The following is a 24,388-nucleotide window of genomic DNA, read 5'->3' on the forward strand; positions in this document are numbered from 1 at the left end:
TCCGCCTTGATCCGCCATTGTCATGTCGTCTAACGCCAGGTCTTGCGGTAGGCGCCCTGCGTGGTGGCCTGCCCTTCGGTGAACGCGGTGAGGCCGGGCGCCTCGGTGGACAGGCCGGCGTCGAGCGCTGCCAGCACGCTGCGAAAATGCCGCACGACCCCGTCAACATAGGCGCGGCCGCGCTGGCGGCCCTCGATCTTGAGCGCGGTGACACCGGCTTCGCGCAGGCCGGCGAGCAGGGTCGTGGCATCGAGGCTGACCGGATCCTCGAAGAGGTAGCCGGCGCCCTGCGCGGTCGAGAAGCGACCCTTGCACAGCGTCGGATAGCCGGCGGGCTCGTTGCGCCCGAAGCGGTTGATGGTGAAGCCGCCGAGCCGCGAGGTCGTTCCCTGTGGCGTCTCCTGATAGACGACGTGGCTCGGCGGCGAGCACACGCCCTGCATGTTCGGTGACTTGCCGGTGGCGTAGGAGGACAGCGAGCAGCGTCCCTCGGCCATCACGCAGAGTCCGCCGAACACGAACACCTCGGTCTCGCAGGCCGTCTCACGGGTGATCTCGGCGATCTCGGGCACGCTCAGCACGCGCGGCAGCACCACGCGGCGGGCGCCGAAATTCTCGACATAGAACGCGATCGCGTCGACATTCGCCGCCGCCGCTTGCACCGAGACATGCAGCCGCTGTTCGGGATGGCGCCGCGCCGTGTAGTCCATCAGCCCGACATCGGCGAGGATCAGGGCGTCGGCGCCGGCCTTCACGGCATCATCGACCGCGCGATGCCACAAATCGACCGCGCCGGCCCGCGGGAAGGTATTGATCGCGACCAGCACCTTGGCGCCGCGCCGATGCGCGAGCGCTACGCCTTCACGCAACTGTTCGCGGCTGAAATTCAGCCCGGGAAAGTTGCGGGCATTGGTCTCGTCGGCGAAGCCGCAATAGACGGCATCGGCGCCGGCTTCGACCGCGCTCTTCAGCGCCGCCGGCGTCCCTGCCGGACAGATCAGCTCCATCGTCGCATCCCGCTTTCGTTCGTCGTCGATTTCAGCAGCGCGTCGCGCGCGGCCGCGAGCAGGCGCTGCGCGGGCACACTGAGCGGACCCGAGAGCGCCGCGATCTCACCGACCAGATCCAGACCGGCATCGTCGATCGCGTTGCGCAGCGCCAGCACCGCCTCGATATCGCCTTCGATGACGAGCTGACGCGAAAACATCAGCGCATCGCCGTCGAGGCGGCCCTCGACCAGCGCCAACAGGCTGACGATCGACGCGGAGATGGAGGCATCGAGATCGGTCGGCAGCTCGCGCACCGCCGCGAGTTGCGGTCGCTGCGGGTCCGCCTGAATCACGAATGCGAACGGCAGATCGGTCGGCTTGATGCCAAAGCGCTTTCCGCGATGCGACCCGAGCCGGTCGAGCAGATGCGGATGCCGGCGCAAGAGGCCGCGCAGGAAGGCGCCGAGCGCGATCTGCAGCGGCAGCAAAGGCAACGGACGCAGTATCTGCCCAAGCAGTGGCGGCAACAGCGGCAACGACGTCGAGGACGCATCCTGGAGAGAGTTCATGGCACAAGCTCTGACCGGATCGGCGGAGGAAGTATTTGACCCGGAACAAAGATCACATTGATTGTTCCAGCTACGAGGCGCTTTTTGAACGGAGCCCCGTAGGTGCGACGTGATGTCCCTCGCTTCCGCGAGTTATCGGATTTCCTGCGCTTTCTCCACGAGCGGGGGCAGCTGCGACGCATTCGCGACAGCGTCTCTGTCGTCCACGAGATCACCGAGATTCATCGCCGCGTCATCGCCGCCGAAGGGCCCGTGCTGCTGTTCGAACGGCCGATCAAGGCGTGCGGATCGGTCTCGCCGATACCGCTCGTCACCAATCTGTTCGGCACCGTGGAGCGGGTGGCCTGGGGCATGGGCGTGCGACCGGAGCGATTGGCGGAGCTCGGCGAACTGATGGCAGAGCTGCGTGCCCCGCGGCCGCCGCGCGACTTCAGGGAGGCGCTGCAGAAGCTGCCGCTGGCACGCGCAGCGCTGTCGACCCGGCCGAGGCTACGATCAGCCGCGCCGGTGCATGACTATGTCACAATGGGCGATGACATCGACCTGACCACGTTGCCGGCACAGATCTGCTGGCCGGGTGAGCCGGCGCCACTGTTGACGTGGCCGCTCGTCATCACCGTTCCGCCGGATGCGTCCGCCGGCGAGCAGGAAAATGTCGGCGTCTACCGCATGCAGGTAATGGGGCGCGATCGCGCCATCATGCGCTGGCTCGCGCATCGCGGCGGCGCCCGTCACCACCAGCAATGGCAGGCGCAGGGGCGCGACATGCCGATCGCGATCGTGATCGGCGCCGATCCCGCCACCATCCTCAGCGCCGTGCTGCCGTTGCCCGAGACCATCTCCGAGCTGCGTTTCGCCGGCATCCTGCGCGGCGATCGTCCCGAGCTGGTCGAATGCCTCACCGTGCCCCTGTCGGTACCGGCGACCGCCGAGATCGTGATCGAGGGCGTCGTGTCGGCCACCGACACCGCGCCGGAAGGTCCCTACGGCGATCACACCGGCTACTACAACGCCATCGAGAACTTTCCGGTGCTTCAGGTCACCGCGATCACGACGCGCCGCAATCCGCTCTATCTTTCGACGTTCACAGGACGCGCGCCGGACGAGCCGTCCCGGATCGGCGAGGCGCTGAATACATTGTTCGTGCCGTTGATCCGGCAGCAATTCCCGGAGGTCGTCGACTGCTATCTGCCGCCGGAGGCCTGTTCCTACAGGATCGCCGTGGTCGCGATCAAGAAGCGCTATCCGGGTCAGGCGCGGCGCATCATGCTCGGCCTGTGGTCGATGCTGCCGCAGTTCAGCTACACCAAGCTCCTCATCGTGGTCGACGATGACATCGACGTTCGCGACTGGCGCGCGGTGATGTGGGCCGTGGCGACGCGCAGCGACTCCTCGCGCGACCTGGTGCCGCTTGCCAACACGCCGATCGACTACCTCGATTTCGCCTCGCCGAAATCCGGCCTCGGCGGCAAACTCGGCATCGACGCCACCACCAAGATCGGCGCCGAGACCGAGCGCGCCTGGGGCGAGGTGCTGACGATGGACCCCGCTGTCGCGGCGCGCATCGACGCGATGTGGCCGAGCCTCGGCCTCGGCGAAGCCATAGCCGACCGAGCGGCCTCGGCATGAGCGGGCGGCATCACATCATCGTCGGCATCAGCGGCGCCTCGGGCGCCGCGATCGGTGTGCGCATCGTCGAACGGCTCGCGGAGCAGCCGCAATGCGCAGTCCATCTCGTGGTCTCGGGCGCCGCCGCCCGCACCCTGCGCGAGGAGGTCGGTCCGGACAGCCTGGCGCGGCTGCGCGATCTGGCGACGCATGCACATGATGTCGCCGACATCGGCGCCTGCATCGCCAGCGGCTCGTTTTCGACAGCCGGCATGATCGTGGCGCCCTGCTCGATCCGCACGCTGTCGGCGATCGCCTGGGGCCAGCTCGACAATCTGCTGGTCCGCGCCGCCGACGTCCAACTCAAGGAGCGGCGTCGTCTGGTCCTGCTGGTGCGCGAGAGCCCGCTGCATCTCGGCCATCTCCGTGCGATGACGCAGGCCACCGAGATCGGCGCCATCATCGCGCCGCCAATGCCGGCGTTCTACCTGAGGCCGCAATCGCTCGATGACGTCGTCGAGCAGATCGCCTGCCGCGCCATCAACCTGCTCGGCATCCCCGGGCTCCGCGCCAACGCGCGGGAATGGGACGGCGGCACGACGGTAACCTCCGACCTCGCATGACATGACATGGCCAGCGGAGACGCCGACGTCTCGATCGCGGGTGGAATGGAAAATCTCTGCGCAGCTGCGCGACAGGCAGGAGCCACGTCCGGCAGCCTGCACCGTTCAAACCCGTTTTGATCTTCGCGTCTCAAACGGTGAATGTCAGTAAGCCATCGATTGAATGGCGCGCCCGGAACGATTCGAACGTCCGACCCTCAGATTCGTAGTCTGATGCTCTATCCAGCTGAGCTACGGGCGCGTTTTCGCTTTTGGCGGGCTTCGGACGTGATGGCCGAATCCCGGAAGGCCGGAGCGGCAGATGCCGGCAGGCCTCGCGAAGGGCCTCTGACTAACGGCTCAGGGGCCGCTTGGCAAGCCGGAGGGAGACATTTTGCGACCATTTTTCCGCGGGCGCCGGTCGCCCGGAACAAGCGGAGCGAGCGGTCGAACGTCCCCGTCTGCCGCGGCCAGGGTCTTTTCGACACGATCGAGATTCCGGATTTGAGCGGCGGTGGAACGACGGCAAATGCGGGTGCCGGGCAGTCTCAGGCGCTGGCGCGTTCGGTCCAGAACGTCTGCAGCTCGACCGGGCGGTCGGGAATGGTGATCCGGAAGGTTGCCCCGAGCGTGCCCTCGACAAGCTGGATATCGCCGTCATGGGCGCGCACGAGTTCGGCCGCGATCGCAAGTCCCAGCCCCGAGCCGCCGGGGCGGCCGGCGCCACGGAAGGCCTCGAACAGGTGCTCCCGCACCTTGGTCGGCACGCCGGGCCCGGTGTCGGACACTTCCAGAATCGCCACCGCGCCCTCGCGGCGGCCCGTGATGCGGATCTGGCGTACGCCGGCATCGGGCGCCAGGCTGTCCAAAGCCTGCGCGGCATTGCGCACGAGATTGAGCAGCACACGGAACAGCTGATCCGGATCGGCATCGATCTTCAGGCCGCGCTCGATGGCGGCGACCCAGGTGATGGAGACATCCGGCGACAGCCCGGCGGTTTCGCGCACCTCGACGACGACGGGTTCGACCGCGACCAGACGACGATCCGGCGCCGGCTCCTGGACCTTGCCGTAGGACAGCGTCGATTGGCAGAACGCAATGGCGCGCTCCAGCGAGCGCATCAGCTTGGGCGCGAAACGCTGCACCCGCGGGTCCGGCACGCTGGCAAGCTGGTCCGACAGCAGCTGCGACGAGGCCAGCAGGTTGCGCAGATCGTGGTTGATCTTGGAGACGGCCAGGCCAAGCGCCGCCAGGCGACTCTTCTGATGCAGCATCGAGACGAGATCGCGCTGCATGTCGGCAAGCTCGCGCTCGGCGACGCCGATTTCGTCCGAGCGATGGCTCGGCACGATGATTCGCGCCGCGCTCTCCGGGTTTTCGTGGAATCCGACCAGACTGGCGGTGAGCCGCCGCATCGGCCGCACGAACAGGAAATGAAGAGCGAGATAGACCAGGGCTGCGGTCACCACCGCCAGCAGCAGCGACACGCCGAGCAGGTTTCGCGAGAAGCGATACATCGCCCGGCGCAACGGCTTCTCGTCGGTCACGACCTCGATGAATTGCGCCCGGCCCGGCGCCGGCCCGATCACGCGCATGGTGTGATCGCCGGTCTCGGTCATCATCTTCAGCGAATTGACGATCGACGACCACGCGGTCATGTCGCGCATGTCGAAATCATGATCGATGGACGCCGGCAGATCGGCGCTGGCGAGCAGGCGGCGCTGCTGGCCCATCTTGATCGCCACGCCGCGGGCATTGATCGAGGTCAGGATCTGGCGCGCCAGCGAATCCGGCACCATGCCGGACGGGGCAGCGTCGAGCACCAGCGCAGCGGTATTGGCCGCCGCCAAACGGTCGTTCAGCCGGTTGGTCCAGAAATTGGCGATCGCCGGCACATAGATCAGCACTTCCGCGATCATCACCAGCGGAATGGTTAACAGCAGCAGCTTGCCGGACAAGCCGAGCCGGCGCGACCTTTTCGGTCGCAGACGCTCCAGAATCGGCTTGGTATCGCTCTCTGACACGTATCGCCCTTGTAAGAGACACCCCACCCTTACGGGTGCGCAAGATGGGACTGCACCGGAGTCCCGTCAAATTACGGATCGCTCATGTTCCAGGTTCCAATCGTTCAGAATGGAACCGAACGCCACGTTCGCAATGCCACGTCCTCATCGTCGTGAACCCCTTCACACGGGGACTATTCTCGCGCTTCTCGCGCCGTGCTTTCTTTTCGTTTCCCTTCTCGTCGCGAACGCTGACCCGGGTCGTGTTACCAAGGCCTTGATGAGGGGCCTTGATGAGGCTCTGCCCGCGCCACCGCTGCGACCCGGGAGATGCCTTTTTGCCGCGATTGACGAAGGCGGGACGCTCCCTTATAAGCCGCGCCAACTGTCCGCGATGACCCGGCTCGCCCGGGAGCGGCTCGATTTTCAGGGCCGGCAGCGGTCCACTTCGGGCCCGGAAGCATCACCGGACATCAATCGACATTTCAAGCCGGCAAGTTGTCAACTGGCAAATTGCCCGTCAGCGGAGAACGACCCGTGAAGCGGACTTATCAACCCAGCAAACTGGTGCGCAAGCGCCGTCACGGCTTCCGCGCCCGTCTCGCCACCACCGGCGGCCGCAAGGTCCTTGCCGCCCGTCGCGCGCGTGGCCGCAAGCGCCTGAGCGCCTGACGCCAGGGCGTCTGTCCCGGAGATTTCCATCATGGATCGGCTGCGGCAGCGGGCGGACTTTCTCGCCGTTGCCGATGGCGTGCGGGCGAACAGCCCTGCCTTCGTGGTCCAGCGCCGGGAACGGCAGGACCAGGGCCCGGTCCGGATCGGCTTTACCGTCACCAAGAAGAATGGCACCGCCACGGAGCGCAATCGCATCCGTCGGCGGTTGCGCGCGCTTGTGAATCAGCTCGATCCCCTGTCGATGCGGCCGCACAGTGACTACGTACTGGTCGGTCGGCGGGATGCCTTGTCACGTGAATTCTCGACCATGCTCGCCGATCTTCAGGCGACGCTCCGCCGCCTCGACCGGCCGCAGGCCAAGCCGCAGCCGCGAAAAACGTCTGATGCGGACAGGCGAAACGCTCCCGCACCGGCCGCGCATTCCCGCAAACCGGATTGAATGACGAGACGATAAGAGAACGATGACCGACAATCGCAACACCATCTTCGCCGTCATTCTGTCCGGCCTCGTGCTGATCCTCTGGCAGGTCTTCTACAATGGGCCGCAGATGGAGAAGCAGCGAGCGCAAGCCCAGATGCAGGCCGAGCTCGCCAAGAAGCAGGCGCCGGCAACCCAGCCCGACAGCACCGCGCCGTCGGCCACCCCGCAACCGAACGCGGCCGCCTCCGGCAGCCCGAGCGCGCCTGGCGGCGCCGTGACCACGGCTTCCGGCGTGATGCCGCGCGAGGCTGCAATCGCCGCCTCGCCCCGCGTCAAGATCGACACCCCGCGGCTGACCGGCAGCATCTCGCTGAAGGGCGCCCGGATCGACGATGTGGCGTTCGTGCAGTATCGCGAGACGGTCGATCCGAAGTCGCCGGCAATCGTGCTGTTCTCGCCGTCCAATACCGCCGAGCCCTATTATGCCGAGTTCGGCTGGGTCACGGCCCCCGGCGCGAAGGTGCAGGTGCCTGACCAGAACACCGCGTGGCAGCAGGACGGCACCAACGCTTTGACGCCGTCGACCCCGGTCAAGCTGACCACCACCAATGCCGACGGCCTGACCTTCCAGCGCACCATTTCGGTCGACGACCACTATCTCTTCACCATCAAGGACGAGGTCACGAACGCGGGTAGCGCGCCGGTGACGTTGTATCCTTTCGGCCTGATCTCGCGCCACGGCACGCCGCACGTGTCGGGGTACTACATCCTGCATGAAGGCTTGATCGGCTATCTCGGCGAGAAGGGCCTGCAGGAGTTCACCTACAAGAAGATGGACGACGAGAAGGCCGCGAAGTTCGACGTCACCAATGGCTGGCTCGGAATCACCGACAAATACTGGGCGACGGCGCTGCTGCCGATGACGGACGCCCGCCTGCAGGCGAATTACTCGTCGAAGCTGGTCGACAACCAGCATCGCTATCAGACCGACTATGTCGAGAACTCGCAGACCGTTCCGGCCGGCGGCTCTGCCACCGTCTCCACCCGGCTGTTTGCCGGCGCCAAGGAAGCCGGCGTGGTCGGCATCAACTTCCCGGTCGGCGGGCTCGGCGGCTACAACCAGCAGCTCGGGCTCAACCACTTCGATCTCCTGATCGATTGGGGCTGGTTCTATTTCCTGACCAAGCCGATGTTCCTGGCACTCGACTTCTTCTACCGCTTCTTCGGCAATTTCGGCATCTCGATCCTGCTGGTGACGGTGCTGGTGAAGCTGTTGTTCTTCCCGCTCGCCAACAAGTCCTACGCCTCGATGGCGAAGATGAAGGCGATCCAGCCGCAGCTGCAATCGCTCAAGGAGCGCTATCCGGACGACCGGATGAAGCAGCAGCAGGAGATGATGGAGATCTACAAGAAGGAGAAGATCAACCCGATCGCCGGCTGCCTTCCGGTCGCGCTGCAGATCCCGGTGTTCTTTTCGCTCTACAAGGTCCTGTTCGTCACCATCGAGATGCGGCACGCGCCGTTCTATGGCTGGATCAAGGACCTGTCGGCGCCCGACCCAACTAATTTGTTCACGCTGTTCGGCCTGATCCCGTTCGACCCGACCCAGCTGCCGCTGTTCGGTCACTACCTCGCGCTCGGCATCTGGCCGATCATCATGGGCATCACGATGTGGTTCCAGATGAAGCTGAACCCGACGCCGCCGGATCCGACGCAGGCGATGATCTTCAACTGGATGCCGCTGATCTTCACTTTCATGCTCGCGGGCTTCCCGGCCGGCCTCGTGATCTACTGGGCCTGGAACAACACGCTGTCGGTGCTGCAGCAGGGCTTCATCATGCGCCGCAACGGCGTCAAGGTGGAGCTGTTCGACAACATCCGCGGCACGTTCAGGAAGAAGGCGGCGTGACGGGTAAGGCTGTGTGAGAGAGACGGCGGCGCAATCGGCGGCCGTCATTGCGAGGAGCGCAGCGACGAAGCAATCCAGAGTCCTTGCTCAGCCCTGGATTGCTTCGCTTCGCTCGCAATGACGAGGCGAGAGCATTCATGACCACCCACGACACCGACGAGCGCCTGATCGAAAAGGGCCGCAAGCTGTTTGCACAGTCGTGGCGCTTCACCCACGCCTCGCCGTCGATCGAGAGCCTGCCGCCGATGGGGAGCCTCGAAGTCGCCTTTGCCGGCCGCTCCAATGTCGGCAAGTCCAGCCTGATCAACGCGTTGACCGGCCAGAACGCGCTCGCGCGCACCTCGCACACGCCCGGCCGCACCCAGGAGCTGATCTTCTTCGAAGGGCCCGAATATGCGCCGCTGCGGCTGGTCGACATGCCCGGCTATGGCTACGCCGCGGCAGCAAAGACCAAGGTCGCGTCCTGGACCGAGCTGATCCACCAGTTCCTGCTCGGGCGCACCTCTCTCGCCCGCGTCTATGTGCTGATCGACGCCCGCCACGGGCTGAAGGAAGTCGATCAGGAGATTCTCAAGACCCTCGACCGATCCGCGGTCAGCTATCAGCTGATCCTGACCAAGGCCGACCAGATCAAGCCGGCCGAGCTTGCAAGCCGCATCGCCGAGACCGAGGCCGCGCTCGCGAAACATCCGGCGGCGTTCCCGCAGGTGCTGGCGACATCGTCGCGATCCGGCACAGGCATGCCGGAGCTGCGCGCCGCGATGGTGCGGCTGTTGGAGGAGCGCGGCGCATGATGAAGCCGTGGCGGATCCTGGTGGCGATGGCCGGATTGATGGGCGCCGCCGGCGTCGCGCTGGCGGCCAAGGCCGCCCACGATCCCGATGCATCGCGGCTCGCGACCGCCTCCACCATGCTGCTGTTCCACGCCTGTGCGCTGCTCGGCACCATCGCGCTGGCCGAGCGCGGCGTCGTGCATCGACGCATCGGCCTGATCACGGCGATCGGCTTCGTGCTCGGCGCGGCCCTGTTCGCCGGCGACCTCCTGATGCGGCAGTTCACCGGCGACCGGCTGTTTCCGTTTGCGGCGCCGATCGGCGGCAGCCTGCAGATCGCAAGCTGGCTGGCGCTCGCGGTCTGCGCGCTGTGGCCGCGGCGGGCCTGATCCGGCGCTTTGCGCCGCGCCCGGCAATCGGATAGAACCGCGCGCGACAATCCGACAGCCGAGATCCCCCCGACATGACCGACGCGACCAACATCAGCCCGCTCGATCAGGCCCGCATCCTGTCCGAAGCGCTCCCGCACATGCAGGAGTATGACGACGAAACCATCGTCATCAAATATGGCGGCCACGCCATGGGTGACGAGGACACCGCGAAAGCGTTCGCGCGCGACATCGTGCTCCTGGAGCAGACCGCAATCAACCCGGTGGTCGTCCATGGCGGCGGGCCGCAGATCGCGACCATGCTCAAGCGCCTCGGCATCGTCTCCGAATTCGCCGCCGGCCTGCGCATCACCGATGCGGCAACTATCGAAATCGTCGAGATGGTGCTGGCCGGCTCGATCAACAAGCAGCTGGTCGGCTACGTCAACGAAGCCGGCGGCAAGGCCGTCGGCCTGTGCGGCAAGGACGGCAACATGGTGCGCGCGGTCAAGGCGACCCGCACCATGGTGGATCCGGACAGCCACATCGAGAAGGTGGTCGATCTCGGTTTCGTCGGCGAACCCGACAAGGTCGATCTCACGCTGCTCAACCAGTTGATCGGCTACGAGCTGATCCCGGTGCTGGCACCGCTCGCGACGTCGAAGGATGGCCAGACCTTCAACGTCAACGCCGATACGTTTGCCGGCGCGGTTGCCGGTGCGCTGAAGGCCAAGCGGCTGCTGCTGCTCACCGACGTCCCCGGCGTGCTCGACAAGTCGAAGAAGCTGATTCCGGAATTGTCGGTGAAGGATGCGCGCAAGCTGATCGCCGACGGCACGATCTCCGGCGGCATGATCCCGAAGGTCGAGACCTGCATCTACGCGCTCGAGCAGGGCGTGCAGGGTGTCGTGATCCTCGACGGCAAGGTGCCGCACGCGGTGCTGCTCGAACTGTTCACCAACCAGGGCACGGGCACGCTGATCCACAAGTGAGCACATCCCGCCAACTCTCTCCGTCATGGCCGGGCTTGTCCCGCCTGCGCGGCCGAAGCCGCTTCGGCGCGTCGAAGGCCCGGCCATCCACGCCTCGCCGCGGTCTCGGAGAGAAAGGCGTGGATGCCCGGGTCAAGCCCTGGCATGACGATAGAGAGAGATGTGGGCCGACAATGTCGCCCGTGACTCGCGTTGCGCTCGCGCTGGCGGCGCTGCTTCTTCCTCTCCTCGCTTCCGCCTCCCCCGCCCGCGCCGACCTCAAGCTCTGCAACCGCATGAGCTATGTCGTCGAGGCCGCGATCGGCATCGATGAAAAAGCGGCGACTGCCACGCGCGGCTGGTTTCGACTGGATCCAGCGACCTGCCGCGTGGTTCTGCAGGGAACGATGACGGCAGACCGCATTCTGCTGCATGCGCGCGCGCTGAGCCTGTATGGCGCCTCGCCGATCGCCGGGAATGGCAATGACCAGCTCTGCGTGGCCACCGACAATTTCATCATCGCGGCCGCCCGGCAGTGCCGCACCGGGCAGACGCCGGCGCCGTTCACACAGGTCACGCCGACCAAGGCCGACGACGGCACGCTGATCGCCTATCTCGCCGAGAGCGCCGAATATGACGACGAGCAGGCGCGCCTCGCCGGCATCCAGCGGCTGCTCGGCATCGCCGGCTATGACGTCTCGCCGATCGATGGCGTCGACGGGCCGAAGACGCAAGCCGCGCTCGCAGCGTTCCTGAAGAGCCGCGGGCTGGCGTCCGACGTCGTGTCTCAGCCGACGTTCTTCGCCACCATGGTGGATGCGGTGCAGACACCGTCACCGACGGGGCTGACCTGGTGCAACGACACCCCGCACAAGGTGATGGCGGCAGTTGCGACCGACGACGGCCGCACCGTGGTCAGCCGCGGCTGGTACCGCATCGATGCCGGCAAGTGCCTGCATCCCGACATCACCGGACAGCCGAAGAAGGTCTACAGCTTTGCCGAGGCCGTCGACGATGAGAACCGCACCATCAAGCTGAAGAACAAGCCGCTGAACTGGGGCGGCCTGGTGCAGCTCTGCACCCGCGAGAACAAGTTCGAGACATCCGAGCAGGGTGATTGCCCGAGCCGCGGCTTCGCAGCGACCGGCTTCACCGCCGTCGACATCACCCGCGGCGGCAAGACGCTGCGATTTGCGCTGCCGTGATGGACGCATCAGTTTTGTCCCAGATGCCGCCACGCCTTACACTGTCATCCCCGCGAACGCGGGGATCCATAACCACAAGGCGTCGTGTGAGCCACCGACATCAGCCATCGTGCCTCAAGACAGATCACGCGGTATGGGTCCCGGCGTTCGCCGGGACGACAGCGGAATATGACGCCCTAGCCGAGCAAGATGGACCGACGCAGACATGACAGAGTGCCCCCGCTCCTTCGGCCATATCGACACCTGGGTGTTCGATCTCGACAACACGCTGTATCCGCATCACGTCAATCTGTGGCAGCAGGTCGATGCTCGCATTGGCGAGTTCGTGTCGAACTGGCTGAAGGTCGATGCGCAGGAGGCGCGGCGCATCCAGAAGGACTACTACCGCCGCTATGGCACCACGATGCGCGGCATGATGACCGAGCATGGCGTGCACGCCGACGACTTCCTGGCCTACGTGCACAAGATCGACCATTCGCCGCTGGAGCCGAATCCGGCGATGGGCGCGGCGATCGAGCAGCTGCCGGGACGCAAGCTGATCCTGACCAACGGCTCGGTGGACCATGTCGGCGCAGTGCTGAGCCGGCTCGGCATCGCCGGACACTTCCACGGCGTGTTCGACATCATCGCTGCCGAGCTGACGCCGAAGCCGGCACGCGAGACCTATGACAAATTCGTCCGGCTGCACGATGTCGATCCGACGCGCTCCGCGATGTTCGAGGATCTCGCCCGCAACCTCGTCGTGCCCCACGAGCTCGGCATGACCACCGTGCTGGTGGTGCCCGACGGCACCAAGGAAGTCGTGCGCGAAGACTGGGAGCTCGCCGGCCGCGGCGACCCGCATGTCGATCACGTCACGGATGACCTGACCGGGTTCTTGCAACGATTGGTCGCCGCCTAAAACCTCGCCGTCGTCCCGGACACGCGCAGCGCCCGGCTCGCGGTTGGCGTCTTCGCGCTGTCCCGCGAGCTGACACCATTCAAGAAGGCGCCAGCCGGGCGCCGCGCTTGTCCGGGACGACGGCGGTGGATGCCTTGACTCCCCCCGCCCAAACTCCGAAAAAGCCGACCTGCCCTTCATGCTCGTACATGACCGACCCAGGCGACCTGCCCGGGACCTAGCGAGGATCGACCGATGTCACTGTCCGCCCTGGAATCCACCATCAACAGCGCCTTCGACGCCCGTGACGGCGTCTCGACCACGACCAAGGGCGAAGTTCGCGACGCCGTGGAGAGCGCGCTGGAGCTGCTCGACAAGGGCGAGGCGCGGGTCGCCGAGCGCGGCACGGACGGCAAGTGGAGCGTGAACCAGTGGCTGAAGAAGGCCGTGCTGCTGTCGTTCCGGCTCAACGACATGAGCGTGATTCCCGGCGGCCCCGGCCAGGCGTCGTGGTGGGACAAGGTACCGTCGAAGTTCGAGGGCTGGGGCGAGAACCGCTTCCGTGACGCCGGCTTCCGCGCCGTGCCCGGCGCGATCGTGCGCCGCTCGGCCTTCATCGCCAGGAACGTCGTGCTGATGCCGTCCTTCGTCAATCTCGGCGCCTATGTCGACGAGGCGACCATGGTCGACACCTGGTCGACGGTCGGCTCCTGCGCCCAGATCGGCAAGCGCGTGCACATCTCCGGCGGCGTCGGCATTGGCGGCGTGCTGGAGCCGCTGCAGGCCGGTCCGGTCATCATCGAGGATGATTGCTTCATCGGCGCGCGATCGGAGGTCGCCGAGGGTGTGGTCGTGCGCAAGGGCGCGGTGCTGTCGATGGGCGTGTTCCTGGGCGCCTCGACCAAGATCGTCGACCGCGAAACCGGCGAGGTGTTCGTCGGCGAGGTGCCGGAATATGCCGTCGTGGTGCCCGGCGCGCTGCCGGGCAAGCCGATGAAGAACGGCCAGATCGGCCCGTCCACGGCCTGCGCCGTCATCGTCAAGCGCGTCGACGAGCGCACCCGCTCCAAGACCTCGATCAACGAGCTGCTGCGCGACTGATCGAACCCGCGCTGCGGTCGTAGCGACGAATCTCCGGACCGGCCAAGCCGTCGGTCCGGAGATCGCCGATGGACTGGACCTGGTTTCTGTTCCGCTTCAATGGCCGGATCAACCGCGCGAGGCTCTGGCTGTCCGCGCTGGTCGTCTTTTGCTGGATGGCTTTTGCCGCAGCCGCTCTGGCCGGTACCAGCAAGCTGCTGGGCCACCCGGCAACCGCCAGCTTCAATCTGACCGATATTTTCGCGGCCCTCGACCCGGACACGTTTCATGGCCTGACGCGGGCCGATATCTTGCCCGGCGCGGTTCATCTCATCCTGACACCGCTGTTCGCCTGGGTCTTTGCCGCGGGCGCCATCAAGCGGCTGCACGACCGCGACAGGAGCGGCTGGTGGATGGTGCCGTTCTTCGTCGTTCCGGGACTGGTCGACCAGTACGCCGACCGCATCCCGGGTACGATCGCTCCAGCGATCATCGGCGGCGTTGGCGCCCTGCTCTGCCTCTGGGGCTTCATCGAATTGTACTGTCTCGCCGGCGATCGGCGGAGCAACCGCTTTGGATCCGATCCGCTGCCGAAGGTCCAATCGCGCGGACGCTCCGCCCGGCAAGCAGGGTCGCAGAGCGGCTGGGATCAGCACAAGGCATTGGAATTCACACCGCATATTGCAACCCCGCCGCTGGCCGCAGCGGCAATCGGCAGCACTAGCCGCCCGCCAAAATAGCGTGTTAAGCGAGGGCATGACCGATGCCCTCTCCATCACCCGCGACCTGATCCGCTGCCCCTCCGTCACCCCGGCCGACGCCGGGGCGCTGGGTGTGCTCGAAACCCTGCTGAAGGAAGCCGGCTTCGCAACGCATCGCGTGACGTTCTCCGAGGCCGGCACCGCCGATATCGACAATCTCTACGCCCGCATCGGCACCGAGGAGCCGCACATCACGTTCGCCGGCCATACAGACGTGGTGCCGCCCGGCGATGAAGCCGCCTGGAGCCTTGGCGCCTTCTCAGGCGAGGTGAAGGACGGCTACATCTATGGCCGCGGCGCGGTCGACATGAAGGGCGGCATCGCCTGCAGCGTCGCCGCTGCTCTCGACTATCTGCGCGACAATGGCGGGCAGCCGAACGGCTCGATCTCGTTCCTCATCACCGGCGACGAAGAGGACGTCTCGGTCAACGGCACCATCAAGCTGTTGCAGTGGGCGGCCGAGCGCGGCGAGCGGTTCGACCATTGCGTGCTCGGCGAGCCGTCGAATCAGGAAGTCATGGGCGACTGCATCAAGATCGGCCGCCGCGGCTCGCAGTCCGGCACCCTGATCGTCGAGGGCAAGCAGGGCCACGTCGCCTATCCGCACCGCGCCGCTAATCCGGTCCCGGACATCTCGCGCCTGGTCGTCGCGCTCTCGGACGAGCCGCTTGATCACGGCAGCGCGCAGTTCCAGCCGTCCAATCTCGAATTCACCACGGTCGATGTCGGCAACACCGCCACCAACGTCATTCCCGGCCTGGCGCGGGCGAAATTCAACATCCGCTACAATGACTGCCACACCCAGGAGTCGCTGCGTGCGCTGGTCGAGGAACGGCTGAGAGTGGCCTGCGGCAATCGCATTCGCGCCCGCATCGACTGGCTGCCCTCGAACTCAAACGTGTTCCTGACCAAGCCGGGGCCATTCACCGATCTCGCGGTCGCGGCTATTGAAGAGATCACGGGACGCAAGCCGGAACTCTCCACCACCGGCGGCACCTCGGACGCGCGCTTCATTTCGAGCTACTGCCCGGTGATCGAGTTCGGCCTGGTCGGGCAGACCATGCACCAGATCGACGAGCGCGCCTCTGTTGCCGACATCGTCACCTTGACGAAGATCTATCGGGGCATTCTCGACAGATACTTCGGGTAGGCGAGCCAATCTGCGGGCCCTAACATGAACAAACGAACTCTGAATGCCGCGGATGCGCCACAACCTTCAGGCGGCTACAGCCAAGTCTGTGAGATCTCCAACCCGACGCGCTGGGCATTCGTGAGCGGCCAGATCCCACAGTCGGCGGAAGGCGTGGTGCCGTCGGATTTCGGATCACAGGCGCGGCTCGCCTGGCGGAACGTCGAAGCGCAGCTGCGGGCCGCAGACATGACCCTGGACAACGTCGTCAAGGTCACGACCTACTTGTCCGATCGACAGTACAGCGCCGAGAACCGCGACGTTCGCAATGAGGTTCTGGGCGAGCGTTCACCGGCGCTCACCGTCATTATTGCCGGCATCTTCGACAGCGCATGGCTGCTCGAGATCGAGGCCGTCGCCGCAGCCTGATCTCGACCTGTGCGATAGCCACAGGGCCGCTCCGGTCAGGCGGCTTTCACTTCGGCCAGGAACTGATCGACCTCGCGGCGCAGATCGGTCGCTTGGCCTGCAAGGCTGGCAGCGGAGTCGAGCAGCGAGCGCGCCGAGCCGCGGGTGTCGGCTGCGGCGGCGCTGACCAGCGCGATCGACGACGAGACGTCGTTGGTGCCGCTCGCAGTCTGTTGTACGCTGCGGGCGATTTCCCGCGTCGTGGCGCTCTGCTCGGCCACCGCGCTCGCCACCGCTCCGGTGACACCGCTGATCGTGTTGACGACGGCGGCGATCTTCTCGATCGCAGCCACCGTGCTGCCGGTCTCGTTCTGGATCGCGACGATCTGGCTTTCGATCTCCTCGGTCGCCTTGCTGGTCTGTGATGCCAGGCTCTTCACCTCGGAGGCAACGACGGCGAAGCCCTTGCCGGCCTCGCCCGCGCGCGCCGATTCGATCGTGGCATTGAGCGCCAGCAGGTTGGTCTGCGAGGCGATGGCGCGGATCAGCTGCACGACGTCGCCGATGCGCGTGGCGCTGCCGGCGAGCGTCCGAACCTTGTCGGTGGTGTCGAGCGCCTGGCTGGTCGCGTTCGAAGACTCCGACGCAGCTTCCGAGATCTGCCGGGTGATCTCCTTCATCGACGCGTCGAGTTCTTCCGAGGCAGCCGCCACCGTATTGACGCCGGCGGTCGCCTGCGCCGCGGCGTCGGCCACGGCTGTGGCGCGGGATGCCGTCGTGCTGGCCGAGCCGTCGAGCGTCTCGGCCGATTGTTTCAGGCCGCTGGCAGCGTCGCTCAGCCGGCCGCACAGCGTGTCGATGACGTCGCCGAAGCGGCGGGTGAGCGCCTCGACCTTCTGCCGGCGCGCATCGCGCCGGGCCTCGGCGTCGGCGCCCTGCAGCGACAGCCGATCGGCTTCCGCGGATTTGTCCTGGAGAACGCCGATGGCGTTGGCGAGCGTGCCGACCTCGTCGGTGCGGTCGCGATAGGCGATCACCACGTTGCGTTCGCCGCCGGCGATGCGGCCGATCAACTCGGTCAGGTTGGAGAGAGGCTTGATGACGCGGCTGTTGAACCAGAGCGTTCCGAGCGCGGCGGCGGCGATGTTGACGACGAGCAGAACGAGCGCCAGCACGAAACGAAACTGAGCGTCGCCGATCGCGACCTCGCTCTGGCGCAGTGCCTCGGTGAGCGCGGCATCGCGCAGCGGCAGGATGGTGTCGAGGATCGGGAACAGCGAGCGGAGGAACTGATCGGGATCGAGCTCCAGCACCTTGCCGCGGTTCGGCGCCACCTGCGAGGTGTAGAGTTCGCCGCCGCGCGCCCAATAGCCGTTCTCCACCTCGGTCATCGCTGCGAAGATCGGCTTCTGATCGATCTCGGCAGCGGCGAGCTTCGCGGTCGACCAGATCCGCTCGATGCGTCCCTTGAAGGCGGCGAGCGCCTCGGCCGGCTCGCCGGCCATCGGCTGCTTGGTCGCGATCATGCGAATGAGCGTGGTCGTGGCGCGACCGGCCCAGTCGCGCAAATCCCAACCGGTCACGGCGAGCCGCGCGGCCTGGCCGACCGCAGGATTGGCTGCAGCGATCCGGCGCACGATCACCTCGACATGGCTGCCGGTGGCTTCCTGAACCGTGAACATCTGCGGCACGTAGTCCCGCATGATCGCCTCGGAACGCGCCGTCTTGGGCTGGGCAACGGCGTCGAGGGCCGTCCCGCGCAGCGACCGCAGCTTCTGCTCGATCGAATCCAAGGCTGCGACGTCCTCGCGAAGCTGCGCCAGACTACGCGCCTTCGCGAGCGCCTCATCGGAGCTTCCGGTGGTCTTTTTGAGCGCCGCAAGTTCCTCCGCCGTCGCCGCATTGGCGGATGCCAAGCGCGGGTTGACCCAGGCCCGCTCCACATTGAGCTTTTCGGGGAGCCGCAGCATGGCGGCCAGCAGTTGCGCATCGCTGCCCGCGGTGCGGGCCGCCTGCAGCGAGGTCAGCTGCTGCCAGGCGAACAGCACGGTGGCGAGCAGGCCGATGACGGCCCCGAGCAGCAGAGAGAGCAGGAAGACTTGACGAATGCGCACGATCGACCTCGCTGGAGAGCAGCCTGAGGTGCAGATAGCAGCACGGACTTCAATTTGGGGTTAAGAAACCCTGGCTCGCAACACCGAACGACAACTAATCAGGACGAGCGCTCAGCTCATGGACACGATGCACCAGGTTCCATCGTAGGAGCGGTTTCAATAGTCGACCTTCACCAGATAGAGCCCTTCCGGCGGCGCGACGACGCCGCAGGCGGCGCGGTTGCGCGCGGCGAGCGCGGCGGCGAGATCATCGGCGCTCCAGCGGCCCTGCCCGACCCACACCAGCGACCCGACCATCGAGCGCACCTGGCTGTGCAGGTAGGAGCGCGCCGAAGTGAGGATCGTCACCCCGTCGCCGTCCCTGACGACGTCGAGCTGATCAAGCGTCTTCTCCGGCGACTTCGCCTGGCATTCCGTGTCGCGGAAGGTCGTGAAATCATGCTTCCCGATCAGCCGCTGGGCGGCCGCGTGCATCGCGTCGGAATCGAGCCGTTGTGGCACGCGCCAGACGCGGCCGACCTCGAGCGCAAGATTGGGGCGGCGGTTGACGATGCGATAGCGATAGTGGCGTTTGCGGGCGGAGAACCGCGCCTCGAACGTCTCGGGCACGATCTCGGCGGCGAGCACGGCGACCGGATTCGGCCGCAGATGGGCGTTGAGCGCGTCGCGCAATTTGTCGGGCCGGAATTCCTTCTCGATGTCGCAATGCGCGACCTGGCCGGTGGCGTGAACGCCGGCATCGGTGCGCCCCGAGCCGTGCACGCGAGTCGGCACGCCGCAGGTCGCCTGCACTGCCGCTTCCAGCGCCCCCTGCACCGACGGCAGAGTCGCCTGCAGCTGCCAGCCGCAGAACGGCGCGCCGTCATATTCGATGGTAAGCTTGTAGCGGGGCATCGCCTCGATCGCGTTTGGCCGTCATTGCCGGGCTCGACCCGGCAACCCATCCAAGAACGAAGGTTGTTCGCGAGATGGATGCGCCGGTCAAGCCCGCGCATGACGGGTTGAGGACGTCAGCCGAAGCGCAGGCCCGGCGCAACGCGGGTCCCGCGCAGAAAATCGCCGGCCTTCATTGGCGCCTTGCCGGCGCGCTGCAGCTCGACGATGCGAATGGCGCCGTCGCCGCAGGCAATGGTGAGCTGTTCGTCCAACACGGTACCGGGCTCACCGGCGCCGGTCACCTGCTGGCAGCGCAGGATCTTCAGCCGCACCGCCTCACCGTCCAGCGCGACCTCACTCCAGGCGCCGGGAAACGGCGACAGGCCATGGATGTGCCGCAGCACAGCGTGGGCCGGCCTGGCCCAGTCGATCCGCGCCTCCGCCTTCTCGATCTTGGCCGCATAGGTCACGCCGTCCTCGGCCTGCTTCGTCAGCGTCAGCCCGCCGCGCTCCAGCGCCGCCATTGCCCGCACCATCAGGTCGGCGCCAATCCGCGCCAGTTTGTCGTGCAGGTCGGACGCGGTCATCGCATCGGTAATGCCCAGGCGCTCGGCCATCGCGACGTCGCCGGTGTCGAGGCCGACATCCATCTTCATCACCATGACGCCGGACTCGGCATCGCCTGCCATGATGGCACGGTTGATCGGCGCGGCGCCGCGCCAGCGCGGCAGCAGCGAAGCGTGGAGGTTGTAGCAGCCGAGCCCGGGCGCATCGAGAATGGCCTGCGGCAAGATCATGCCATAGGCGACCACGACGGCGGCATCAGCTCCATGCGCGCGAAACTCGGCCAGCGCCTCCGCCGTCCGCAGCGTCTTCGGCGTGAATACGGGAATGCCGAGCCGGCGCGCCTCGGTCTCGATCGGCGTCGGCTGCAGGGCAAGGCCACGGCGGCCGCCTGGCTTCGGCGCCCGCGTGTAGACGGCCGCGATCTCATGACCATGGCCGGCAAGCTCGAGCAGCGTCGGCACGGCGAAATCGGGCGTGCCCATGAAAATCAGGCGAAGCGGCATCGATACACTCTCGTCTTGCGAGGTCCGCCTCCCCGCGCTCGTCATGCCCGCGCTTGTCGCGGGCTTCCACGTCTTGCGTCGTTCCAGGCTATCGCGTGAATGGCCGGGTCAAGCCCGGCCATGACGGGTGAGTTTTGGATCTACTCCGCGCGCTTGGCGGCCTTGGTAAACTTCTTCATCACGCGGTCGCGCTTCAGCTTCGACAGATAGTCGATGAACAGCACGCCGTTGAGATGATCGATCTCGTGCTGGATGCAGGTGGCGTAGAGCCCCTCGGCATCCTCTTCCCGCAGCTTGCCGTCGAGATCGATGAATCGCACGCGCACCCGCGCCGGCCGTTCGACCTCCTCGTAATATTCGGGGATCGACAGGCAGCCTTCCTCGTACACCGACAACTCGTCGGACCTGGCGATGATCTCGGGATTGATGAAGACGCGCGGCTCGCGCTTGGTCTCGCCGCCCTCCGCGTCCGGCTTGGCCAGATCCATGGTGATGACGCGCAAGGGTTGTGCGACCTGGATCGCCGCGAGCCCGATGCCGGGCGCGTCGTACATGGTCTGGAACATGTCGTCGACCAGCTGCCGGATCTCCGGCGTGACCTTCTCGACAGGCTTGGACACCAGCCGCAACTGCTTGTCCGGCAGGATGATGATTTCGCGTAGTGACATGGGCGCGATTTAAGCCGGGGAACAGAGGCGGTCAATGTGATCGGGAGCGGTTAAGACATCGCTAACCAAGAATTTCAACGCTTCGTTAACCATGCTTCTTAACCCGGCGTTAACCATAAACGTTCTCTCTTCGTTCGCGAGGTCCAGCGAATCGGATAGACGGAGGCGATGACCGCCAGCCAATCCCTCAATCCTGTCGTCGTCATGATCGGCGATCTGCCCATCAGGGCCAGCGATGCGCTGATCGGATTTGGCGTTCTGGTGCTGCTGTTGCTCGTGATGATCGCCCTTGCGGTGACCCGCTCCGGCCGGCGCGGCGTGGAGCTTGCCGCCCAGCAGGCGATGCGCGCCGACGAGCTCGAACAGCGATTCGGCGACATGATGCGGATCCAGAGCGAGGCTTCGGGGCGGGTCGACGCGATGGCGCAACTCCTCGCCGGCCGCCAGGTAGATCTTGCCCGCAGCGTCAACGAACGGCTCGACGCCGTCACCCACCGCGTCGGCCAGTCGATGGAGCAGAGCACGCGCCACACCATGGACTCCTTGCGCGTGCTGCACGAGCGGCTCGGCATCATCGACAATGCCCATCGCGACCTCAGCGAACTGACGACGCAGGTGACCACGTTGCGCGACGTGCTCGCCAACAAGCAGTCGCGCGGCGCCTTCGGCCAGGCGCGCATGGAGGCGATCGTGCAGGACGGGCTGCCGAAAGGCAGCTACGCGTTCCAGTACACCCTCGCCAGCGGCAAGCGGCCGGACTGCGTGGTGTTCCTGCCCGACGCCCGGCCGCTTTGCATCGATGCCAAGTTTCCGCTGGAGGCGGTGACCGCGCTGCATGACGCCGCAAGCGAGGAGGAAAAGCGTGTCGCTGCGCAGCGGCTGCGCACCGACGTGCTGCGCCACGTCAACGACATCGCCGAAAAATATCTGGTCGTCGGCGAGACGCAGGACACCGCGCTGATGTTCGTGCCCTCGGAATCGGTCTACGCCGAGATTCATGACGGCTTCGACGACGTCATCCAGAAGGCCTACCGCGCCCGTGTCGTGCTGGTGTCGCCATCGCTCTTGATGCTGGCGATCCAGGTCATGCAGCAGATCATGAAGGACGCCCGCATCCGCGACGCCGCCGATCAGATCCGCAACGAGGTGATCCATCTCGGCGACGATCTCGGCCGCCTGCGCGAGCGCGTGCTCAAGCTGCAGAAACATTTCGGCGATGTCGGCGAAGACATCCGCCAGATCCTCATTTCCGCCGACAAGATCGAAAAGCGCGCGAGCCGCATCGAGGAGCTGGATTTCAGCAAGCAGGACGCGGCCGTGGAGTCGCCGCGGATTGCGCCGAGCACAGGCGCGACGCCGGACTTGTTTCCGCTGGCGGGGCGGATGCAGGCGGGGGAGTGATGAGGGGACTGCCTTGGTTGCAGGAGGGGGCAATCCCAACAACACTGTCATCGCCCGGCTTGACCGGGCGATCCAGTATTCCAGAGACGTCAGATGAGTGCACGGAGCTACTACGTGTACATCCTCGCCAGCCATATTGGCGGCACGCTGTACATCGGAGTCACCAACGACCTGATCCGTCGGGTCGCCGAGCACCGATCGAAGGTCTCCGAGAGCTTCACCAAACGCTACGGTGTGACCAAGCTCGTTTACTTCGAGGCATTCGAACAGATCGAGCAAGCGATCCATCGCGAGAAGCGCTTGAAGAAATGGCAGCGGGATTGGAAGATTTCTTTGATCGAGAAAGACAACCCGAACTGGAACGATCTTTATCCGGAGATCGCCGGAGGCGATGGACAGGCCTCTGGAATACTGGATCGCCCGGTCGAGCCGGGCGATGACAGCTGAGCTTGTGGCACCGTCCAAATCTGGTACCACCCTCCCATGACCGCACCTCAGGCTCCTCCCGACATCACAGCGACCGCAGCGAATCCCGGCACCGCCAAGCCCGCCCCCACCTGGCGCGAGAGCATGGCGGTCTACCTGCAGCCGCGCGTCCTTGTCGTGCTGTTCCTCGGCTTCTCATCGGGGCTGCCGCTGGCGTTGTCCGGGTCGACCTTGCAGATCTGGATGCGCGAGCTCGGTGTCGATCTCGGCACCATCGGGCTGTTCGCGCTGGTCGGAACTCCGTACACGCTGAAATTCCTGTGGGCACCGCTGGTCGACGCGCTGCACGTACCGCTGCTGACGCGCGCGTTCGGACGGCGGCGCGGCTGGCTGGTGTTCGCGCAAGCGCTGCTGATCGGCGCCATTCTGCTGCTGGCGCTGACCGACCCGGCGCGAGCGCCGTTCATGGTGGCGCTGGCCGCCGTGCTGGTGGCCGCGATGTCGTCGACCCAGGACATCGTCGTCGATGCCTTCCGCGTTGAGAGCCTGCCGGAGAGCGAGCAGGCCGCCGGCATGGCGTCCTACGTCGCCGCCTACCGCATCGGCATGCTGGTCTCGACCGCGGGCACGCTGGTGGTGGTCAGCGCCTTCGAGAACTCAGGACTTTCCCGCCCGTCGTCCTGGATGTGGGGCTATGTCGTGATGGCAGCGCTGGTGCTGATCGGCACGATCACGGCGCTGGCCGCGACCGAGCCGGCGCAGTCGAAGCAGGCGGAGGCGGAGATGGGTGCGGACACCGCGCTCGCCCGCGTGATGCATGCGGCCGCCGGCGCCTTCCTCGAATTCCTCAGCCGGCGCGATGCGCTTGGGGCGCTCGCCTTCGTGGTGCTGTTCAAGTTCACCGACGCCTTCTCCGGCACGATGACCGCGCCATTCGTGATCGATCTCGGCTTCAGCAAGGTCGACTATGCGGCAATCGTGAAGGGCGTCGGCCTCGCCGCAACGCTGGCCGGCGGCTTTGCCGGCGGCTTCGTCGCGCGGCGCTATTCGCTGCCAACCAGCCTGTTGATCGGCGGCGTGGTACAGGCGCTCGCCAACCTGTCGTTCTCCTGGCTGGCAATTGTCGGCGTCAATCAATGGGCGCTGGCGCTGGCGATTTCGGCGGAGAACTTCACCAGCGCGATCGGCACCGTGATCTTCGTCGCCTATCTCTCGGCGCTGTGCCAGAACCCGCTGCACACCGCGACCCAATATGCGCTGCTCACCGCGCTGGCGGCGGTCGGGCGGACCTATTTGTCATCGGGCGCGGGCTACGTTGCGAAAGCCACCGGATGGCCGCTGTTCTTCGTGATCTGCGTTCTGGTGGCGATCCCGAGCCTCGTGCTGCTTGCCTGGCTGCAGAGACGCGGACATTTCGATGGATTGGGGCCAGTGAAGGTCTAGCTGCCGCCTGGAGTTAGACCGTCATCACCCGCGAAGGCG

At 66.0% G+C, this 24,388-nt stretch carries 24 protein-coding genes and 1 tRNA gene; 17 read left to right on the forward strand and 8 right to left on the reverse strand.

The features are described from left to right. Positions 1 to 29: 29 nt before the first annotated feature. Complete coding sequence (ubiU, locus tag S58_RS33465) at positions 30 to 1,007, reverse strand: ubiquinone anaerobic biosynthesis protein UbiU (RefSeq protein ID WP_015669871.1); 978 nt, start codon at positions 1,005 to 1,007, stop codon at positions 30 to 32. Beyond that, the gene (gene ubiT / locus S58_RS33470) at positions 998 to 1,558 is read right to left on the reverse strand and encodes a ubiquinone anaerobic biosynthesis accessory factor UbiT (RefSeq protein ID WP_015669872.1); all 561 of its coding nucleotides are present in this window, start codon (positions 1,556 to 1,558) and stop codon (positions 998 to 1,000) included. Before ubiT ends, ubiU begins: the two co-directional genes overlap by 10 nt. A 102-nt stretch (positions 1,559 to 1,660) precedes the next feature. Between ubiT and S58_RS33475 the strand changes: the two genes are divergently transcribed. Continuing rightward, on the forward strand, positions 1,661 to 3,187 hold the full coding sequence (locus tag S58_RS33475) for a UbiD family decarboxylase (protein WP_015669873.1): 1,527 nt from the start codon (positions 1,661 to 1,663) through the stop codon (positions 3,185 to 3,187). Continuing rightward, on the forward strand, positions 3,184 to 3,789 hold the full coding sequence (locus S58_RS33480; RefSeq protein ID WP_015669874.1) for a UbiX family flavin prenyltransferase: 606 nt from the start codon (positions 3,184 to 3,186) through the stop codon (positions 3,787 to 3,789). The genes S58_RS33475 and S58_RS33480 overlap by 4 nt, the downstream gene beginning before the upstream one ends. 164 nt (positions 3,790 to 3,953) lie before the next feature. Here the strand turns inward: S58_RS33480 and S58_RS33485 are convergent. Further along, positions 3,954 to 4,030 (reverse strand) — tRNA-Arg (locus S58_RS33485). Between the two features lie 286 nt (positions 4,031 to 4,316). Continuing rightward, positions 4,317 to 5,792: a sensor histidine kinase gene (locus S58_RS33490; RefSeq protein ID WP_015669875.1), complete on the reverse strand. Its 1,476-nt coding sequence runs from the start codon at positions 5,790 to 5,792 to the stop codon at positions 4,317 to 4,319. A gap of 516 nt (positions 5,793 to 6,308) precedes the next feature. Here S58_RS33490 and rpmH point away from each other — a divergent pair. From rpmH to S58_RS33550, 12 genes are all read left to right on the forward strand, one after another. Then, entirely contained in the window at positions 6,309 to 6,443 is a 135-nt protein-coding gene (rpmH, locus tag S58_RS37045) for a 50S ribosomal protein L34 (protein ID WP_006609582.1), read from the forward strand. 31 nt (positions 6,444 to 6,474) lie between these two features. Next, entirely contained in the window at positions 6,475 to 6,885 is a 411-nt protein-coding gene (gene rnpA, locus S58_RS33500; protein ID WP_015669876.1) for a ribonuclease P protein component, read from the forward strand. Positions 6,886 to 6,907: 22 nt separating this feature from the next. Further along, complete coding sequence (yidC, locus tag S58_RS33505) at positions 6,908 to 8,776, forward strand: membrane protein insertase YidC (RefSeq protein WP_015669877.1); 1,869 nt, start codon at positions 6,908 to 6,910, stop codon at positions 8,774 to 8,776. A gap of 137 nt (positions 8,777 to 8,913) precedes the next feature. Beyond that, a complete protein-coding gene (gene yihA, locus S58_RS33510; protein WP_015669878.1) occupies positions 8,914 to 9,570 on the forward strand; it encodes a ribosome biogenesis GTP-binding protein YihA/YsxC in 657 nt (218 codons plus the stop codon). Then, the gene (locus S58_RS33515; protein WP_015669879.1) at positions 9,567 to 9,938 is read left to right on the forward strand and encodes a DUF423 domain-containing protein; all 372 of its coding nucleotides are present in this window, start codon (positions 9,567 to 9,569) and stop codon (positions 9,936 to 9,938) included. The genes yihA and S58_RS33515 overlap by 4 nt, the downstream gene beginning before the upstream one ends. Positions 9,939 to 10,012: 74 nt before the next feature. Continuing rightward, entirely contained in the window at positions 10,013 to 10,909 is an 897-nt protein-coding gene (gene argB / locus S58_RS33520; RefSeq protein ID WP_015669880.1) for an acetylglutamate kinase, read from the forward strand. A 119-nt stretch (positions 10,910 to 11,028) separates the two neighbouring features. Beyond that, entirely contained in the window at positions 11,029 to 12,093 is a 1,065-nt protein-coding gene (locus S58_RS33525) for a DUF1036 domain-containing protein (protein ID WP_042340397.1), read from the forward strand. Between the two features lie 205 nt (positions 12,094 to 12,298). Continuing rightward, positions 12,299 to 12,994 (forward strand): pyrimidine 5'-nucleotidase, encoded by a 696-nt coding sequence (locus S58_RS33530; RefSeq protein ID WP_015669882.1) that lies wholly within the window; start codon positions 12,299 to 12,301, stop codon positions 12,992 to 12,994. A gap of 234 nt (positions 12,995 to 13,228) precedes the next feature. Further along, a complete protein-coding gene (dapD, locus tag S58_RS33535) occupies positions 13,229 to 14,074 on the forward strand; it encodes a 2,3,4,5-tetrahydropyridine-2,6-dicarboxylate N-succinyltransferase (RefSeq protein ID WP_015669883.1) in 846 nt (281 codons plus the stop codon). Between the two features lie 68 nt (positions 14,075 to 14,142). Further along, on the forward strand, positions 14,143 to 14,793 hold the full coding sequence (locus S58_RS33540; RefSeq protein WP_015669884.1) for a DUF805 domain-containing protein: 651 nt from the start codon (positions 14,143 to 14,145) through the stop codon (positions 14,791 to 14,793). 16 nt (positions 14,794 to 14,809) lie between these two features. Further along, complete coding sequence (gene dapE / locus S58_RS33545; RefSeq protein WP_015669885.1) at positions 14,810 to 15,964, forward strand: succinyl-diaminopimelate desuccinylase; 1,155 nt, start codon at positions 14,810 to 14,812, stop codon at positions 15,962 to 15,964. A 24-nt stretch (positions 15,965 to 15,988) separates the two neighbouring features. Then, on the forward strand, positions 15,989 to 16,372 hold the full coding sequence (locus S58_RS33550; protein WP_015669886.1) for a RidA family protein: 384 nt from the start codon (positions 15,989 to 15,991) through the stop codon (positions 16,370 to 16,372). A 35-nt stretch (positions 16,373 to 16,407) separates the two neighbouring features. On the opposite strand, the gene S58_RS33555 is transcribed toward S58_RS33550, so the two are convergent. The 4 genes from S58_RS33555 to def form a co-directional block, all read right to left on the reverse strand. Next, on the reverse strand, positions 16,408 to 18,465 hold the full coding sequence (locus S58_RS33555) for a methyl-accepting chemotaxis protein (protein WP_015669887.1): 2,058 nt from the start codon (positions 18,463 to 18,465) through the stop codon (positions 16,408 to 16,410). A gap of 156 nt (positions 18,466 to 18,621) precedes the next feature. Continuing rightward, positions 18,622 to 19,359 (reverse strand): tRNA pseudouridine(38-40) synthase TruA, encoded by a 738-nt coding sequence (gene truA / locus S58_RS33560; protein ID WP_015669888.1) that lies wholly within the window; start codon positions 19,357 to 19,359, stop codon positions 18,622 to 18,624. Between the two features lie 116 nt (positions 19,360 to 19,475). Beyond that, on the reverse strand, positions 19,476 to 20,411 hold the full coding sequence (fmt, locus tag S58_RS33565) for a methionyl-tRNA formyltransferase (RefSeq protein ID WP_015669889.1): 936 nt from the start codon (positions 20,409 to 20,411) through the stop codon (positions 19,476 to 19,478). A gap of 140 nt (positions 20,412 to 20,551) precedes the next feature. Then, positions 20,552 to 21,079, reverse strand: a complete 528-nt coding sequence (gene def, locus S58_RS33570; protein ID WP_015669890.1) for a peptide deformylase — start codon at positions 21,077 to 21,079, stop codon at positions 20,552 to 20,554. A gap of 168 nt (positions 21,080 to 21,247) precedes the next feature. On the opposite strand from def, the gene S58_RS33575 reads away from it, so the two are divergent. From S58_RS33575 to S58_RS33585, 3 genes are all read left to right on the forward strand, one after another. Next, positions 21,248 to 22,480: a DNA recombination protein RmuC gene (locus tag S58_RS33575; RefSeq protein ID WP_015669891.1), complete on the forward strand. Its 1,233-nt coding sequence runs from the start codon at positions 21,248 to 21,250 to the stop codon at positions 22,478 to 22,480. Positions 22,481 to 22,573: 93 nt separating this feature from the next. After that, positions 22,574 to 22,927 carry a GIY-YIG nuclease family protein gene (locus S58_RS33580; RefSeq protein WP_015669892.1) on the forward strand — a complete coding sequence of 118 codons (354 nt, stop codon included), beginning with the start codon at positions 22,574 to 22,576 and terminating at the stop codon, positions 22,925 to 22,927. Positions 22,928 to 22,963: 36 nt separating this feature from the next. Beyond that, a complete protein-coding gene (locus S58_RS33585; RefSeq protein WP_015669893.1) occupies positions 22,964 to 24,349 on the forward strand; it encodes an AmpG family muropeptide MFS transporter in 1,386 nt (461 codons plus the stop codon). Positions 24,350 to 24,388: the final 39 nt, after the last annotated feature.

The organism is Bradyrhizobium oligotrophicum S58, from assembly GCF_000344805.1.
Lineage (GTDB): Bacteria > Pseudomonadota > Alphaproteobacteria > Rhizobiales > Xanthobacteraceae > Bradyrhizobium > Bradyrhizobium oligotrophicum.

Excerpts from the sequence above, each read along its gene's own strand:
- truA (WP_015669888.1), bottom strand. The coding sequence starts at position 19,359 with ATGCCCCGCTACAAGCTTACCATCGAATATGACGGCGCGCCGTTCTGC.
- yihA (WP_015669878.1), top strand. The coding sequence starts at position 8,914 with ATGACCACCCACGACACCGACGAGCGCCTGATCGAAAAGGGCCGCAAG.
- argB (WP_015669880.1), top strand. The coding sequence starts at position 10,013 with ATGACCGACGCGACCAACATCAGCCCGCTCGATCAGGCCCGCATCCTG.
- S58_RS33540 (WP_015669884.1), top strand. The coding sequence starts at position 14,143 with ATGGACTGGACCTGGTTTCTGTTCCGCTTCAATGGCCGGATCAACCGC.
- fmt (WP_015669889.1), bottom strand. The coding sequence starts at position 20,411 with ATGCCGCTTCGCCTGATTTTCATGGGCACGCCCGATTTCGCCGTGCCG.
- S58_RS33550 (WP_015669886.1), top strand. The coding sequence starts at position 15,989 with ATGAACAAACGAACTCTGAATGCCGCGGATGCGCCACAACCTTCAGGC.
- S58_RS33480 (WP_015669874.1), top strand. The coding sequence starts at position 3,184 with ATGAGCGGGCGGCATCACATCATCGTCGGCATCAGCGGCGCCTCGGGC.
- dapD (WP_015669883.1), top strand. The coding sequence starts at position 13,229 with ATGTCACTGTCCGCCCTGGAATCCACCATCAACAGCGCCTTCGACGCC.
- S58_RS33575 (WP_015669891.1), top strand. The coding sequence starts at position 21,248 with ATGACCGCCAGCCAATCCCTCAATCCTGTCGTCGTCATGATCGGCGAT.
- dapE (WP_015669885.1), top strand. The coding sequence starts at position 14,810 with ATGACCGATGCCCTCTCCATCACCCGCGACCTGATCCGCTGCCCCTCC.
- S58_RS33515 (WP_015669879.1), top strand. The coding sequence starts at position 9,567 with ATGATGAAGCCGTGGCGGATCCTGGTGGCGATGGCCGGATTGATGGGC.
- S58_RS33580 (WP_015669892.1), top strand. The coding sequence starts at position 22,574 with ATGAGTGCACGGAGCTACTACGTGTACATCCTCGCCAGCCATATTGGC.
- S58_RS33530 (WP_015669882.1), top strand. The coding sequence starts at position 12,299 with ATGACAGAGTGCCCCCGCTCCTTCGGCCATATCGACACCTGGGTGTTC.
- ubiT (WP_015669872.1), bottom strand. The coding sequence starts at position 1,558 with ATGAACTCTCTCCAGGATGCGTCCTCGACGTCGTTGCCGCTGTTGCCG.
- S58_RS33585 (WP_015669893.1), top strand. The coding sequence starts at position 22,964 with ATGACCGCACCTCAGGCTCCTCCCGACATCACAGCGACCGCAGCGAAT.
- rnpA (WP_015669876.1), top strand. The coding sequence starts at position 6,475 with ATGGATCGGCTGCGGCAGCGGGCGGACTTTCTCGCCGTTGCCGATGGC.
- def (WP_015669890.1), bottom strand. The coding sequence starts at position 21,079 with ATGTCACTACGCGAAATCATCATCCTGCCGGACAAGCAGTTGCGGCTG.
- ubiU (WP_015669871.1), bottom strand. The coding sequence starts at position 1,007 with ATGGAGCTGATCTGTCCGGCAGGGACGCCGGCGGCGCTGAAGAGCGCG.
- yidC (WP_015669877.1), top strand. The coding sequence starts at position 6,908 with ATGACCGACAATCGCAACACCATCTTCGCCGTCATTCTGTCCGGCCTC.